Origin of the sequence: Rhizobium sp. CECT 9324 (assembly GCF_918741265.1) — a bacterium.
Classification (GTDB): Bacteria; Pseudomonadota; Alphaproteobacteria; order Rhizobiales; family Rhizobiaceae; genus Allorhizobium.
Genome location: NZ_CAKKMZ010000001.1, coordinates 619,767 through 633,801 on the forward strand (window position 1 = coordinate 619,767; position 14,035 = coordinate 633,801).

13 protein-coding genes are annotated in these 14,035 nt (G+C 60.1%); 4 read left to right on the forward strand and 9 right to left on the reverse strand.

Features of this window, described 5'->3' with window-relative positions; translation table 11 throughout:
• Positions 1–38: 38 nt before the first annotated feature.
• Complete coding sequence (locus LQ231_RS02855) at positions 39–674, forward strand: trimeric intracellular cation channel family protein (RefSeq protein WP_007606013.1); 636 nt, start codon at positions 39–41, stop codon at positions 672–674.
• A 3-nt stretch (positions 675–677) separates the two neighbouring features.
• On the opposite strand, the gene irrA is transcribed toward LQ231_RS02855, so the two are convergent.
• Positions 678–1,094 carry an iron response transcriptional regulator IrrA gene (irrA, locus tag LQ231_RS02860; protein ID WP_037074773.1) on the reverse strand — a complete coding sequence of 139 codons (417 nt, stop codon included), beginning with the start codon at positions 1,092–1,094 and terminating at the stop codon, positions 678–680.
• 323 nt (positions 1,095–1,417) lie between these two features.
• Between irrA and fabA the strand changes: the two genes are divergently transcribed.
• From fabA to fabI, 3 genes are read left to right on the forward strand one after another with little or no spacing between them, the layout of a single operon-like run.
• A complete protein-coding gene (gene fabA, locus LQ231_RS02865) occupies positions 1,418–1,936 on the forward strand; it encodes a 3-hydroxyacyl-[acyl-carrier-protein] dehydratase FabA (RefSeq protein WP_007606009.1) in 519 nt (172 codons plus the stop codon).
• A gap of 39 nt (positions 1,937–1,975) precedes the next feature.
• Entirely contained in the window at positions 1,976–3,199 is a 1,224-nt protein-coding gene (fabB, locus tag LQ231_RS02870; protein ID WP_230170214.1) for a beta-ketoacyl-ACP synthase I, read from the forward strand.
• 5 nt (positions 3,200–3,204) lie between these two features.
• Positions 3,205–4,011 carry an enoyl-ACP reductase FabI gene (fabI, locus tag LQ231_RS02875; RefSeq protein ID WP_230170215.1) on the forward strand — a complete coding sequence of 269 codons (807 nt, stop codon included), beginning with the start codon at positions 3,205–3,207 and terminating at the stop codon, positions 4,009–4,011.
• Between the two features lie 76 nt (positions 4,012–4,087).
• On the opposite strand, the gene LQ231_RS02880 is transcribed toward fabI, so the two are convergent.
• The 8 genes from LQ231_RS02880 to infB all read right to left on the reverse strand — a co-directional run bounded on the left by LQ231_RS02880 (position 4,088) and on the right by infB (position 14,010).
• Positions 4,088–4,351, reverse strand: coding sequence for a LuxR C-terminal-related transcriptional regulator (locus LQ231_RS02880; RefSeq protein WP_230170216.1), 264 nt, complete (start codon positions 4,349–4,351; stop codon positions 4,088–4,090).
• A 211-nt stretch (positions 4,352–4,562) separates the two neighbouring features.
• Positions 4,563–5,591 (reverse strand): AraC family transcriptional regulator, encoded by a 1,029-nt coding sequence (locus LQ231_RS02885; protein WP_230170217.1) that lies wholly within the window; start codon positions 5,589–5,591, stop codon positions 4,563–4,565.
• Positions 5,592–5,713: 122 nt separating this feature from the next.
• Positions 5,714–6,730 carry a class I SAM-dependent methyltransferase gene (locus tag LQ231_RS02890; RefSeq protein ID WP_230170218.1) on the reverse strand — a complete coding sequence of 339 codons (1,017 nt, stop codon included), beginning with the start codon at positions 6,728–6,730 and terminating at the stop codon, positions 5,714–5,716.
• A 128-nt stretch (positions 6,731–6,858) separates the two neighbouring features.
• Positions 6,859–9,000 (reverse strand): polyribonucleotide nucleotidyltransferase, encoded by a 2,142-nt coding sequence (gene pnp / locus LQ231_RS02895; protein ID WP_230170219.1) that lies wholly within the window; start codon positions 8,998–9,000, stop codon positions 6,859–6,861.
• Positions 9,001–9,344: 344 nt separating this feature from the next.
• Complete coding sequence (gene rpsO, locus LQ231_RS02900; protein WP_007606000.1) at positions 9,345–9,614, reverse strand: 30S ribosomal protein S15; 270 nt, start codon at positions 9,612–9,614, stop codon at positions 9,345–9,347.
• A 152-nt stretch (positions 9,615–9,766) separates the two neighbouring features.
• Positions 9,767–10,696: a tRNA pseudouridine(55) synthase TruB gene (gene truB, locus LQ231_RS02905; protein ID WP_230170220.1), complete on the reverse strand. Its 930-nt coding sequence runs from the start codon at positions 10,694–10,696 to the stop codon at positions 9,767–9,769.
• A gap of 6 nt (positions 10,697–10,702) precedes the next feature.
• Positions 10,703–11,116 carry a 30S ribosome-binding factor RbfA gene (gene rbfA / locus LQ231_RS02910; RefSeq protein WP_113143993.1) on the reverse strand — a complete coding sequence of 138 codons (414 nt, stop codon included), beginning with the start codon at positions 11,114–11,116 and terminating at the stop codon, positions 10,703–10,705.
• 179 nt (positions 11,117–11,295) lie between these two features.
• Positions 11,296–14,010, reverse strand: coding sequence for a translation initiation factor IF-2 (gene infB, locus LQ231_RS02915; protein WP_230170221.1), 2,715 nt, complete (start codon positions 14,008–14,010; stop codon positions 11,296–11,298).
• Positions 14,011–14,035 lie beyond the last annotated feature (25 nt).

Here is a 14,035-nt window from a genome sequence, read left to right on the forward strand (position 1 = left end):
GTGATTCAAATCCAGCCAGCCCAAGAGGAAAACGAGACATGTCGCTGCTATCGTATCTGGACTATGCCGGCATCGCGCTGTTTGCAGCCACGGGTGCGCTGGCCGCGTCGCGCAAGCAGCTCGACATGATCGGCTTCCTGTTTTTCGCCGTCATCACCGGCCTTGGTGGCGGCACGGTGCGCGACATCGTGCTCGGTCGCGTGCCGGTCTTCTGGGTGCTCAATCCAGACTACATCATTGTCTGCTGCGCCATCGGTGTGCTGGTCTTTTTTACCGCGCATCTGGTGGAATCCCGTTACAAGCTGCTGATCTGGCTGGATGCAATCGGCCTGTCGGCCTATTGTGTCATGGGCGCGGCGAAAGGTTTGGCTGCCACGGGCTCGCCAACGATCGCGATCGTTACGGGAACGTTGACGGCAAGCTTCGGCGGCGTGTTGCGCGATCTTCTCGCCAATGAGCCATCGGTTTTGCTGCGGCCGGAAATCTACATCACGGCTGCCCTTGTCGGCGCTGCCGTCTTCACCTTGGCCAATGAAATCGGTGTGCCGCTCTATGTTGCATCGATGATTGGCGCTCTTGCGGCGTTCGTGGTTCGCGGCGGCGCGCTCTATTTCGGCTGGACCTTCCCGACCTACAGGCACAAACCGGGACGGCATCCGGATGAGGTGATGTGAAGCTCAGCCCTGTTTGGCGCGCAGGCGGATGATCACGTCGACATGCGCGATTTCCATGCCTTCGGGTGCTTCCGGCAGGTTGTCGATCGTCAGGTTGTTGACCGGGATGTCGAGAACCTTGTTTTCCCCCTCCACGAAGAAGTGGTGGTGGTCGGAAACATTGGTGTCGAAATAGGTCTTTGCGCTTTCGACCGCGAGAACCCGGATCAGTCCGGCCTCGGTAAACTGGTGCAGCGTGTTGTAGACGGTTGCCAGGGACACTGGAAAATCAGCAGCAAGAGCTTCCTCATGCAGTTCTTCGACAGTGAGATGACGATCGCCCTTGGCGAACAGAAGATTGGCCAGCGCGATGCGTTGACGCGTCGGGCGCAGGCCCGATCGACGCAATTTCAGTTCGATGCCAGTCTGGCACATTGCCATCGTCAAAGAACGACCTCCGGTTCGGCGCGAGCAATGTGCATCGCATGAACTTCGGATATAGCTTTAAAATCAGGGCGTTTCAATAGTTGGGGTGGGTACAAGCCGGAGGGCAAGCGGGCAGGCCTCCTTTTTTCGCCGAAATGGGTCTGGTGGTGCGTTATTGCTTCCTGTATCGACCGTGAGTGAAATAGGTTCATCGTCCGGCCCGAATGCCGGTTCCAAATGCCGGCGATCACTGACCCGAGATTGCGGGGCTTCATTTTGCCTCTCTCTTGCTCTATTGGGTCCGGACATCTGTAGCCGAGGGGGGAAGAAGAAGAAAAATGGTAACGAGACAGTCTAGCTATAATTACGAAGAAATCCTCTCCTGCGGCCGTGGCGAATTGTTTGGCCCGGGCAACGCCCAACTGCCTTTGCCGCCGATGTTGATGGTTCATCGCATCACCGACATTTCCGAAACCGGCGGTACCTTCGACAAGGGTTATATCCGCGCGGAATATGACGTTCGTCCCGATGACTGGTATTTTCCCTGCCATTTCCAGGGCAATCCGATCATGCCGGGCTGCCTTGGCCTCGACGGTATGTGGCAGTTGACCGGCTTCTTTCTCGGCTGGCTCGGAGAGCCGGGTCGCGGCATGGCGCTCTCCACCGGCGAAGTGAAATTCAAGGGCATGGTTCGCCCGGACACGAAGCTGCTCGAATACGGCATCGACTTCAAGCGCGTCATGCGCGGCCGCCTGGTGCTGGGCACGGCGGATGGATGGTTGAAGGCCGATGGAGAAACCATATATCAGGCATCCGACCTTCGTGTAGGTCTGTCGAAGGACAAGGTTGCCGAATAGGCGCCTGTCCCCCACCATAATTACCAGAAGGTCTGAGAGATGAGACGGGTTGTAGTAACGGGTCTTGGCATCGTGTCTTCGATTGGCGCTGACGCTGCAGAAGTCACCGCATCGCTGCGCAGTGCCAAGTCGGGCATTAGCTTTTCGCCGGATTTTGCCGACCACGGCTTCAAATGCCAGGTATGGGGCAAGCCCAATATGGATCCGACCGATCTGGTCGATCGTCGCGCCATGCGCTTCCTGTCGCAGGGCGGTGCCTGGAACCATGTCGCGATGAAGCAGGCTCTGGCCGATTCCGGTCTTGAGGAAAAGGACTACGCCGCCAACGAGCGGACTGGCATCATCATGGGCTCTGGTGGCCCGTCGACCCGACAGATTGTCGAGGCAGCCGATATCACCCGCCAGAACAAGAGCCCGAAGCGCATCGGCCCGTTTGCCGTGCCGAAGGCGATGTCCTCGACCGCCTCGGCCACGCTGGCCACCTGGTTCAAGATCCACGGCGTCAACTATTCGATCTCGTCGGCCTGCTCGACCTCGGCCCATTGCATCGGCAATGCCGCGGAGATGATCCAGTGGGGCAAGCAGGACATCATGTTCGCCGGCGGCCACGAAGATCTCGACTGGTCCATGTCGAACCTTTTCGACGCCATGGGCGCCATGTCGTCGAAATACAACGACGTGCCATCGACCGCATCACGGGCTTATGACGTCTCGCGCGACGGCTTTGTCATCGCCGGCGGTGCAGGCGTTCTGGTCCTCGAAGAACTGGAACATGCAAAGGCGCGCGGCGCAAAGATTTATGCCGAAATCACCGGATATGGTGCCACTTCCGACGGCTACGATATGGTTGCCCCGTCGGGCGAGGGCGCCATGCGCTGCATGCGCCAGGCCCTGTCCACGGTGAAGGGCGAAGTCGATTACATCAACACCCACGGCACATCGACCCCGGTGGGTGACTCGAAGGAAATCGGCGCGATCCGCGAAGTTTTCGGCGACAAGATCCCGCACATCCAGTCGACCAAGTCGTTGACCGGTCACTCCCTGGGTGCAGCAGGCGTGCAGGAATCGATCTACGGCCTGCTGATGATGCAGGAACGGTTCATCGGCGAAAGCGCCCATATTACCGAGCTTGATCCCGAATTCGACGGCGTGCCGATCGTGCGCAAGCGCATCGATGACGCCAAGATCGATACGGTCCTGTCGAACTCCTTCGGTTTTGGCGGTACGAACGCCACGCTGGTCTTCCAGCGTCACAACGGATGATCAACATGCTGGGATCAATGCAGGGCAAACGCGGCCTGATCATGGGCGTTGCCAACAACCACTCGATCGCTTGGGGTATCTCCAAGGCGCTTGCATCCGCCGGCGCCGAACTGGCCTTCACCTATCAGGGTGATGCGCTTGGCAAGCGCGTCAGGCCGTTGGCTGCAGAACTGGGCTCGGACCTCGTCCTGCCCTGCGACGTCGAGGATCTGGCCTCGCTTGACAGCGTTATCGACGCCTTGCGCGAGCGCTGGGGCAAGATCGACTTCATCGTTCATGCCATCGGTTTTTCCGACAAGAACGAACTGAAGGGCCTCTATGCCGACACGTCCCGGGACAACTTCACCAAGACCATGGTGATCTCCTGTTTCTCGTTCACCGAGATTGCCAAGCGCGCAGCCGGCCTCATGGCTGAAGGCGGCTCGATGCTGACGCTGACCTATGGTGGTTCCGTCCGGGTCATGCCGAACTACAATGTCATGGGTGTTGCCAAGGCAGCCCTTGAAGCATCCGTTCGTTATCTCGCGGCCGACTATGGTCCACGCGGTATTCGCGTCAATGCGATCTCCGCAGGTCCTATCCGTACCCTTGCCGGTGCCGGCATTGCGGACGCGCGCGCTATGTTGTCGTGGCAGCAGAAGAATTCCCCGCTCCGCCGCAGCGTCACGATCGAGGATGTCGGAAGCTCGGCGCTCTATCTGCTTTCCGATATGTCGCGCGGCGTGACCGGTGAAATCCACTATGTGGATGCGGGATATAACGTCACATCCATGCCGGCACTGGATGTGCTTGCCAGTGCGGACAGCGAATAACGCATAAAAAAGCCTGGCGCGTCTCGTGTCGCGCCAGGCATTCAGTCGGAGGGTCCGCCAGCCGATGGGAGATCGACTACTCCGAGTGAGATTCATCCGAGTGATCGATCGCGCCGATCAACATTGCTATGCTCACGGCATGCATGAGATTGCTGGCATTCAGCTTGATCCGCGCCGAAGTGAGCGCCACATCGATTTCCGCGCGCGACAGCACAAGGCTTGTACCGGTGTCGCCGGGCTTCTTGCCTTCCGCAATCAGCGTCAGACACTGTATTTCACGATCTGTGAGCATCGGTGAAATCAACCGATCCCCGATCGCCACATGGGTATCGGTCATCATTTTCTTTACGCCGGGAAGGTGAAGCAACAAAAGACGGAAGGGCTCACCCGCACGTCAACACTGCGCCCTTATAGTCAAACCGGACACAAAGTATTTATCCCGGCACGCCAAAGTCTTACCTTTGGGTGCAGGTGGAGATTACGTCACATCTTGTGATGGGGATAGAAGATCTATTTCGCGGTATAATCATCGAATTGTCAAGGCTTCCAGCCTATGCCGATTTTCTTTCGCGTACTTCGGTGGGCGTGTGGCCGAACCACCGGGTCACCGAACGGGTGAAGGCGCTGGGTGCCGAATAGCCGAGCCGGTAGCAGATTTCGGAGATGGGCAACTCGCTTTCCGTGAGCAGATTGAAGCTCACGTCGCGGCGGATATTGTCACGGAGGTCGTTCATGCTGGTGCCGTGCTGGGCAAGTCGCCTCTGGAACGTACGCTCCGACAACCCGAAATAGGGAGCGATATCGGAAAGTGGATAGTCTCCGTCGCAGACATGCAGGAGCAGATAGTGACGCACCTGATCGAGGAAGTCGCCATCCATTTTCAGAGTGGCGGGCCGCGCCGTCCGGCACTGCATGTCCATCAGCTCGTGCAGGCGCTTGTCTCCCGCCGGATTGGCCGTTTCCAGAAAACTGCCAGGAAACCGGATACAGTTCATCCGTTGGCCGAAGGTGACCTTTCGCGTGAGAAGCTCCCGAAACGGCTGGATGTTTCGTGGCCTGGGCCTTTCAAGTTCGATTTCGATCTGATCGGTCACCGACGCCGCCAGATCGCGTGCGCGTTGCATGACAAGCCCGACCGACATATCGACATACTGATCGCGTTTCACCACAATCGGCGCGAATGTCCAGGATAGCAGGGCGCCGCGCTCATCCATCGACAGTCGAGAATAACTGGTATGGGTAACGTACTGGATATGCGCATCTAGGAACCGCACGAAATCGAGACCCGTCGGTGCAGACATCAGACCATAGCCGAAAGCGCCGGTCGAGCCCGGCTCATAGGCACGTACGCTGGCGAGACCGAATGCCTCGTCATCCGACAGCAGCGCACACGCTTCCAGAAGCCTGCACAGGCGATCGAGACTGATGCGGGCGGTCATACTCTGGAAACAGTCTGGATTGATGTCCAGCGCCTTGCAAATCGGCACGATATCGATGCCGTAGCTCTGGGCGTGAACCACCACGGCTGAGGCAAGGCCTGCAACCGTGGTCAGTTCATCGGTCAGATTTTTTTGCGGCATTTTGAAGCCTGGCGCCGAAGGGAAAGAACTTGGCGTCCAAAGCTAAGAGAGGATGGCACACGAGTCGAGTGGCCCAATCACGGAAGATATCAATCTCCCGTGATTACATGCGAAAATATGGATTAGCGTTTCGCCCAGAGGATCTTGAAGCGCGAATTCCGGCAGGTTTCGCCATGCTGCTTGAAGTTCGCCGCCAGGATGGGCTCGTAGGGCAGGCCGCGATTTGCCACCATCAGCAGCTCACCGCCGTTGCGCAGTGCCTCTGCCGCGGCCTTGATCATCGCCTCGCCAATGGAAGGTTCGGCGGCATGCCCTTCGTGGAATGGCGGGTTCATGATCACCAGATCGTATTTTTCCTTTGCCGGCTCGCTGCCCAGATCCTGCCAGAAGAAACGGGTCGTCAGCTTCGGGCAGTTGCTCGCAAGATTCTTGCGGGCATGCTCCAGAGCGTCGTGGCTCGCCTCGAAGAGGTCGATCCGGTTGGTGCGCGGTGATGTTTCGGCCAGCATGACGGAGAGATAACCCCAGCCCGCACCAAAGTCCGCGGCATTGCCGTCGAAGTTGGTTGGCAGGCGGCTTGCGAGCAGTTCCGAACCATCGTCGACATGCGCGTGCGAAAACAGACCCACCTTGGTCTCGAAGCGGCCGTCGACGATCACCGGCTTGGCCTGCAGTTTCGCGATCGCGGAAGAGGGATCCTGGGGAACGGTAAACCAGACGGCGATGCCATGATATTTCGGCATGGACTGAGGCTCGAAGCCCAGCCGATCGAGTTGCTTGCGCAAGGGCTGCACGCCATCCTCCTTGGCGCCGGCGATCACGACCAACCCACCGGCCTTGACGCGCGTCAGCGCTTCGGCAACCCGGTCTTCATTGATGCCCTTGTGCTTGTCGCACAAGATCAGGGCACCGTCGAAATCTTCGCCCTCGACCACAGGTACGGGACCGTGGTGCGCTGCTTCCAGTCGACGGAACTCGGGACGGAACCCCTGAACGACCGTCAGCTCTGCTGCGAAGCCTTCAGGCTTGGCAAAGCCGGCTTCGGCGCCGAGGAAGAGATAGCGTGTGCCTTCGCCCGGCAACGTGACGGTTTCCGTGACAAAGGGATGGAACAGGGTCTTCAGCGTATCGCGGCTCATCTCGAGGCCCCTCTAGAGCAGTTCAGGGAAGGGCGTCGGGCCTCTTCGGTTGAAGACTGCATCAAACAATTGGATAACAAAAAAGGCGCGGAAATTCTTCCGCGCCTCTGGATCAGTTGGCAGCGCGCTTATTCAGCGGCTTCGCCACCTTCGTTCTTCTTCTCGGCGATTTCCTTGCCGGTCGTCTGGTCGACGGCCTTCATGGAGAGGCGAACCTTGCCACGCTCGTCGAAGCCCATCAGCTTGACCCAGACCTTGTCGCCTTCCTTGACGACGTCAGAGGTCTTGGCAACACGCTCGGAAGCGAGCTGCGAGATGTGCACGAGGCCGTCACGCGAACCGAAGAAGTTGACGAAGGCGCCGAAGTCGGCGGTCTTCACAACGGTACCTTCGTAGACAACGCCGATTTCCGGCTCGGCCACGATCGAGTGGATCCACTTGCGGGCCGCTTCGATTTCCTTGCCGGAGGCAGAGGCGATCTTCACGGTGCCATCGTCTTCGATGTTGATCTTGGCGCCGGTCTTTTCGACGATTTCGCGGATGACCTTGCCGCCCGAGCCGATGACTTCACGGATCTTGTCGACCGGGATGTTCATCACTTCGATGCGCGGTGCGAATTCGCCGAGCTGCGAGCGACCTTCGGTGATGGCATTGGCCATTTCGCCGAGGATGTGCTTGCGACCGCCCTGAGCCTGCTCCAGAGCAACCTTCATGATCTCTTCGGTGATACCGGCGATCTTGATGTCCATCTGCAGCGAGGTGATGCCGTCGGCAGTACCAGCAACCTTGAAGTCCATGTCGCCGAGGTGATCTTCGTCACCCAGGATGTCGGAGAGAACCGCAAAGCGCTCACCTTCGAGGATCAGGCCCATGGCAATACCAGCAACCGGCTTGGCCAGCGGAACGCCGGCGTCCATCAGTGCGAGCGAGGTGCCGCAAACGGTTGCCATCGAGGACGAGCCGTTCGACTCGGTGATCTCGGAGACGACGCGCAGCGTGTAGGGGAACTGCTCAGGCGAAGGCAGCATCGGACGGATAGCGCGCCATGCGAGCTTGCCATGGCCGATTTCGCGACGGCCCGGGGAGCCCATGCGGCCGGTTTCACCAACCGAGTAGGGAGGGAAGTTGTAATGCAGAAGGAAGCGTTCCTTGTACATGCCGGTCAGGCTGTCGACATACTGTTCGTCTTCGCCGGTGCCGAGCGTCGCAACAACGATCGCCTGGGTTTCGCCGCGGGTGAACAGCGCCGAACCATGGGTACGCGGCAGGATGCCGACTTCAGACACGATGGCGCGAACGGTCGACAGGTCGCGGCCGTCGATGCGGCTCTTGGTGTCGAGGATGTTCCAGCGAACGATCTTCGCCTGCAGGTGCTTGAAGGTCGCGCCGATCACTTCAGCGGTGTACTTCGGCTCTGCGCCCTCAGGGAAGAAATGTGCCTTGACCTTCGCCTTGACGGCGTCGACGGCAGCGTAACGTTCAGCCTTCTGGGTGTTCTTGTAGGCGGTGCGCAGCTCGGCTTCGAAATGCTTGAGCATTTCGGCTTCGAGCTCGGAATGGTCTTCCGGCTGGAAATCGCGCGGCTCCTTGGCGGCGACTTCAGCGAGCTTGATGATCGCGTCGATGACCGGCTGGAAACCCTTGTGGCCGAACATGACGGCGCCGAGCATGATCTCTTCGTTGAGTTCCTTGGCTTCCGATTCCACCATCAGCACGGCGTCCTGGGTGCCGGCAACGACGAGGTCGAGAACCGACTCGTCCATTTCGTCCAGATGCGGATTCAGAACATATTCGCCGTTGATGTAGCCGACGCGTGCGCCACCGACCGGGCCCATGAAAGGAACGCCGGAAAGCGTCAGCGCTGCGGAAGCGGCAACCATCGACAATACGTCCGGATCGTTCTCAAGGTCGTGCTGGACGACGGTGACGACGACCTGGGTGTCGTTCTTGTAGCCTTCCGGGAACAGCGGGCGGATCGGACGGTCGATCAGGCGGGAAACCAGCGTTTCCTTTTCCGACGGACGACCTTCGCGCTTGAAATAGCCACCCGGGATCTTGCCGGCGGCATAGGTCTTTTCCTGGTAGTTGACGGTCAGCGGGAAGAAGTCCTGGCCCGGCTTCGGCGACTTGGCCGAAACGACGGTAGCGAGAACGACGGTTTCGCCGTAGGTGGCCAGAACAGCACCGTCAGCCTGACGGGCGATCTTGCCGGTTTCGAGCTTCAGCGGGCGGCCTGCCCACTCGATTTCAACGCTGTGAGTATCAAACATCTCTTGTCCTTCATCCGCGGAGTGCCCTTGCACAAAAAGACGAGCGTTCCAGAAGGAACCAACGTCTCCGCGGAAATTCTGACACATCACGGGCAAGACAGCGGGAGGCTTTCGGCTGTCGCGAACGGATCTCTTTCCGATCGCTCAGTCCATCTGACGCCAGTTTCTGGCGAAAGCATCCGGCAATCCTGCCCCATGACAGGTCATCGGTTGGTATTTGCAGCACCGGTCATCCGGACTGCCTTTCATGCGCTTCGATCACGATGGTACCATGTCGAAGTCCAGGGACCTGTGTCCCAAAAGAGGCCGGCGGACCTTCTTGCGAAGATCCGCCGGAAACTGTTTTAGCGGCGGATGCCCAGAGCAGTGATGATCTTGCTGTAGCGGGCTTCATCCTTGTTCTTGACATAGTCAAGAAGCGAACGGCGCGTCGAAACCATCGTCAGGAGGCCACGGCGGGAGTGGTTGTCCTTCTTGTGACCCTTGAAGTGTTCCGTCAGGTTGTTGATCCGCTCGGTCAGGATCGCAACCTGGACTTCCGGAGAACCGGTATCGCCTTCGTTGATCGCGTATTCCTTGATGAGGGCAGCCTTGCGTTCTGCAGTAATCGACATCGTAAATCCTTTCTAGAATTTATGAGAAATAGGTCGCCAAAGGCCGAGATGTCGTTCAGCAATGGCCATGGATGCAGGCGCATCAGCGCCAGCTGGTGCCGCCTATACTCCATTCCCCCTGGAAAGGGAAGAGCGGACGTTTTCCGGCAATTTCAGTTGAACACCCGCCGCGGATGAAACTCGCCGCCGGCAATCTCGCCGATTGCAATCAGCTTGCTTCCCGAAAGCGCGACGGCCTCCGGTTCGGCAACGGGAGCGTCGCGGCCACGCACGATGATCGGATTGCCCATGCGCAGGCGATGGGCCTGATCCTCGGTGATGCGGATCTGCGGCAGGGCGGAAAGTGCCTCGCTCGTATCGACGATGAAAGCATCGAGTGCCTCGAGCCGGGCATCGCGATCCTCGATGGCTTCAAGTGCCACGAGCTCGGCAAGCGGCACCATCGTCTCTTCGGCAAACGGTGCGACAAACGAGCGGCGCAGGCTCGAGATATGACCATAGCAGCCCAGGTCGCGTCCGAGATCGCGGGCGATCGACCGTACATAGGTGCCCTTGCCGCACTCCACTTCGAAATGCGCCTTGTCGGCTTCCACGTTCAGCAGGGTCAGGCGAAAAACTTCCACCTCGCGTGACGGGATTTCGACGGTCTCGCCTTCGCGGGCAAGGTCATAAGCCCGTTCGCCGGCGATCTTGATGGCGGAAAACTGCGGCGGGATCTGGTTGATCACACCGGTATAGTTCGGCAGCAAGGCCCGGATGTCGTCTTCGCTCGGCCGCTTGTCGGAGGTCTGCGTGGCCTCGCCTTCAAGGTCGTCCGTCGAGCGTTCCTCGCCCCAGGTCACGGTGAATTCGTAGATCTTGCGGCCGTCCATCACATAGGGAACGGTCTTGGTCGCATCGCCAAGCGCGATCGGCAGCATGCCGGAGGCGAGCGGATCGAGCGTACCGGCATGGCCGGCCTTCTGGGCGTTGAACAACCACTTGATCTTGCCGACGGCTTCGGTCGAGCCGAAATCCACGGGCTTGTCGAGAATGAGCCAGCCCGAAATCGGGCGGCCCTTGGGCTTTCTGGGTTTGGACATTGTCTCTTATTCTTGTTCGTCGTCTGCGCTGTTGGCGGCGAGGTCACGCTGGACTTCCGGCGAGCGCAGCAGGGCATCGATTTTCTGGTAATTGTCGAAGCTGGTGTCGTCGCGAAAACGCACTTCGGGCATGTGCTTCAACTGGCGAAGCTGGCTGCCGATCCGACCGCGGATATATTTGGCATGGCGGTTGAGCGCCTCGATGATCGCCGTGTGGTCGCTGACCCCGAGCGGGGCGACAAAGGCCGTCGCCACCCTCAGGTCGGTCGACATGCGCACTTCCGAAATGGAAATCACCGTCCGTTCGATGAGGTCGTCGCGGACATCGCCACGCTGCAGGACCTGGGTAATGGCGGCGCGCACCTGCTCGCCGACGCGCAGCATGCGCTGCGTGGGAGCTGAAGAGTTTGCTTTGCTCATGGTCGTTTGCCTTTTCGCATTCAACGGGGTCCGAAGGTCCGGTTTTCCCAGTCGCAATGCTTCAGTTGGGAGAAGATAAAATCGGCAGCAAAAGCTGTCGCAGACCAATGTCTGCATTCAAATAAAGCGAGCGCCGGAAATCCGGCGCCCGTTCTCTATTCCTGTCCGCCGGCTCTGGATCAGAGCGTACGGGTGATATGCTCCACGCGGAAGCACTCGATCGTGTCGCCGGCACGGATGTCTTCGTAGTTCTCGAAGGCCATACCGCATTCCTGGCCCATCGGCACTTCGGCAACTTCGTCCTTGAAGCGCTTGAGCGTCTTGAGCTTGCCTTCGTGGATGACGACGTTGTCGCGCACCAGTCGAACGCCTGCACCACGCTCCACCTTGCCTTCGATGACGCGGCAACCCGCGACCTTGCCGGTCTTGGTGATGTTGAACACTTCCAGGATTTCGGCATTGCCGAGGAAGGTTTCGCGGCGTTCCGGAGACAAGAGGCCCGACATCGCTGCCTTCACGTCATCCACCAGATCGTAGATGATGTTGTAGTAGCGGATTTCGGAGCCCGCACGCTCGGCGGCGGTCCGGGCCTGGGCATTCGCACGAACGTTGAAGCCGATGATGGCCGCATTCGACGCTTCGGCAAGCGCGATGTCGGACTCGGTGATACCACCGGCACCCGAATGCACGATCCGTGCCCGGACTTCGTCCGTGCCCAGCTTGTCGAGTGCGCCGATAATGGCTTCGATCGAGCCCTGCACGTCGCCCTTGATAACCAGCGGGAATTCCTTGTAGCCGGTGTTCTGCAACTGGGTCATCATCTGTTCCAGCGAACCGCGCTGGCCAGACTGGCGAGCAGCGGCCTTGTCACGGGCCAGACGCTGACGATACTCGGAAATCTCGCGAGCACGTGCTTCGTTTTCGACCACGGCAAACTTGTCGCCGGCAGCCGGCGTACCCGACAGGCCGAGAACCTCGACCGGCATGGCAGGCCCTGCTTCCTTGACATGCGCGCCCTGGTCGTTGACCAGCGCACGAACGCGGCCCCACTGATCGCCGGCCACGATGATCTGGCCTGGGCGAAGCGTGCCCTTCTGGACCAGAACCGTTGCCACCGAACCGCGACCGCGGTCGAGCTGGGCTTCGATGACCGTACCTTCGGCAGTCCGGCTCGGATCGGCCTTCAGGTCGAGGATTTCGGCCTGCAGAAGCACGGCCTCGAGCAGCTTGTCGAGGTTGAGCTTGTTCTTCGCCGAAACTTCGACGTCGAGCACTTCACCGCCCATGGATTCGACGAACACTTCGTGTTGCAGAAGCTGCTGGCGGACCTTGTCCGGGTTGGCTTCGTGCTTGTCGATCTTGTTGATCGCCACGATGATCGGCACGCCGGCCGCCTTGGCGTGGTTGATCGACTCGATCGTCTGCGGCATCACGCTGTCGTCGGCCGCAACCACGAGAATGGCAATGTCGGTCGCCTGTGCGCCACGGGCACGCATTGCGGTAAACGCGGCGTGACCGGGTGTGTCGATGAAGGTGATCTTCTGGCCGTTCTGTTCGACCTGATAGGCACCGATATGCTGGGTGATACCACCGGCTTCGCCCGATACGACCGAGGTCTTGCGGATGGCGTCGAGCAGCGAGGTCTTGCCGTGGTCGACGTGACCCATGATGGTGACGACCGGTGGACGGGAGACCATTTCGCCTGCATCGTCCTTGACGTTGAAGATACCTTCTTCGACGTCGGATTCCGATACGCGCTTGACGGTGTGGCCGAATTCCGTGGCAATCAGTTCAGCGAGGTCGGCGTCGATGACGTCGCCCGGCTTCATCATCTGGCCTTCCTTCATCAGGTACTTGATGACATCGACGGCGCGTTCGGACATGCGCTGCGACAGTTCCTGGATGGTGATGGTTTCCGGCAGGACCACTTCGCGCATAACCTTTTCGCGCGTTTCCTGCATCTGGCTGCGGCGGAACTTTTCCTGGCGGCGACGCATGGCAGACAGCGAACGGCCACGGGCATTGCCGTCGTCGTCGGTGCCGACAGTGGTCACCGTCAGCTTGCCGCGGCGACGGTCTTCCTCGGCCTTCGGACGGGCAGGAACCTTGGCCGGAGCCGGAGCCACAACCTTGCCGCGACCTGGAATGACGCGCGCCGGAGCACGATCTTCTTCTTCGTCGGAAGCCTTGCGACCACGTACGAAGCCTGCAGGCGCCGGGGCAGCCGGACGCGTTTCACCGGCAGGACGTGCAGTGCTGGCCGGTTGGGCAACAGCGGCTGGCGCCACCTCGACAGGTGCTTCAGCCTGCGGCTCGGGCTGCGGTTCGGCGGCCCGGCGGGCCGCTTCTTCCGCGGCGACGCGTGCGGCTTCTTCGGCTTCGCGCTGACGGCGAACCTCGTCTTCGGCACGACGCTTGGCGTCTTCGATATCACGGGCCTGCGCTTCAATCAGTGCGCGGCGACGTGCTTCCATCTCGCCGGCCGACAGATCGTGCAACACGGCGCCGCGCGGACGTTCCGGCTGGCGGTTCTGCTGCTGCGGACGTTCCGGCTGACGGTTGTTGTTGTTCTGCTGCTGTGCCGGGCGGTGCTGCTGCGGAGCCGGCTGCTGCGCGCGCGGAGCGGGTGTCGGCGCGGGTGCGGGCGCAGGTGCTGCCGGACGCGGCGGTTGCGCGACGGCCACCGGAGCGACTGGCTCAGGCGCACGAATGGGGGTGATTGGCGGCTTTTCGTCTTGCGGGCGTGTAGGGCGTCGCTTCACAGTCTCGACGACGACCGACTTCGTGCGGCCGCGCCCCATGTCCTGGCGTACGGTGCCCTGGCTCATCCCCGATGGTTTCAGGGTGAGCGTCTTCTTCACGCCGATGGTCTTGTCGTCATTGTTGTCGGTCATTCCGTTCCCGTTCCTTCGAGCGAGG

What these genes read in the sequence shown, in the direction of transcription:
- LQ231_RS02855 (WP_007606013.1), top strand. Translation starts at nt 39, where the DNA reads ATGTCGCTGCTATCGTATCTGGACTATGCCGGCATCGCGCTGTTTGCA.
- irrA (WP_037074773.1), bottom strand. Translation starts at nt 1,094, where the DNA reads ATGGCAATGTGCCAGACTGGCATCGAACTGAAATTGCGTCGATCGGGC.
- fabA (WP_007606009.1), top strand. Translation starts at nt 1,418, where the DNA reads ATGGTAACGAGACAGTCTAGCTATAATTACGAAGAAATCCTCTCCTGC.
- fabB (WP_230170214.1), top strand. Translation starts at nt 1,976, where the DNA reads ATGAGACGGGTTGTAGTAACGGGTCTTGGCATCGTGTCTTCGATTGGC.
- fabI (WP_230170215.1), top strand. Translation starts at nt 3,205, where the DNA reads ATGCTGGGATCAATGCAGGGCAAACGCGGCCTGATCATGGGCGTTGCC.
- LQ231_RS02880 (WP_230170216.1), bottom strand. Translation starts at nt 4,351, where the DNA reads ATGATGACCGATACCCATGTGGCGATCGGGGATCGGTTGATTTCACCG.
- LQ231_RS02885 (WP_230170217.1), bottom strand. Translation starts at nt 5,591, where the DNA reads ATGCCGCAAAAAAATCTGACCGATGAACTGACCACGGTTGCAGGCCTT.
- LQ231_RS02890 (WP_230170218.1), bottom strand. Translation starts at nt 6,730, where the DNA reads ATGAGCCGCGATACGCTGAAGACCCTGTTCCATCCCTTTGTCACGGAA.
- pnp (WP_230170219.1), bottom strand. Translation starts at nt 9,000, where the DNA reads ATGTTTGATACTCACAGCGTTGAAATCGAGTGGGCAGGCCGCCCGCTG.
- rpsO (WP_007606000.1), bottom strand. Translation starts at nt 9,614, where the DNA reads ATGTCGATTACTGCAGAACGCAAGGCTGCCCTCATCAAGGAATACGCG.
- truB (WP_230170220.1), bottom strand. Translation starts at nt 10,696, where the DNA reads ATGTCCAAACCCAGAAAGCCCAAGGGCCGCCCGATTTCGGGCTGGCTC.
- rbfA (WP_113143993.1), bottom strand. Translation starts at nt 11,116, where the DNA reads ATGAGCAAAGCAAACTCTTCAGCTCCCACGCAGCGCATGCTGCGCGTC.
- infB (WP_230170221.1), bottom strand. Translation starts at nt 14,010, where the DNA reads ATGACCGACAACAATGACGACAAGACCATCGGCGTGAAGAAGACGCTC.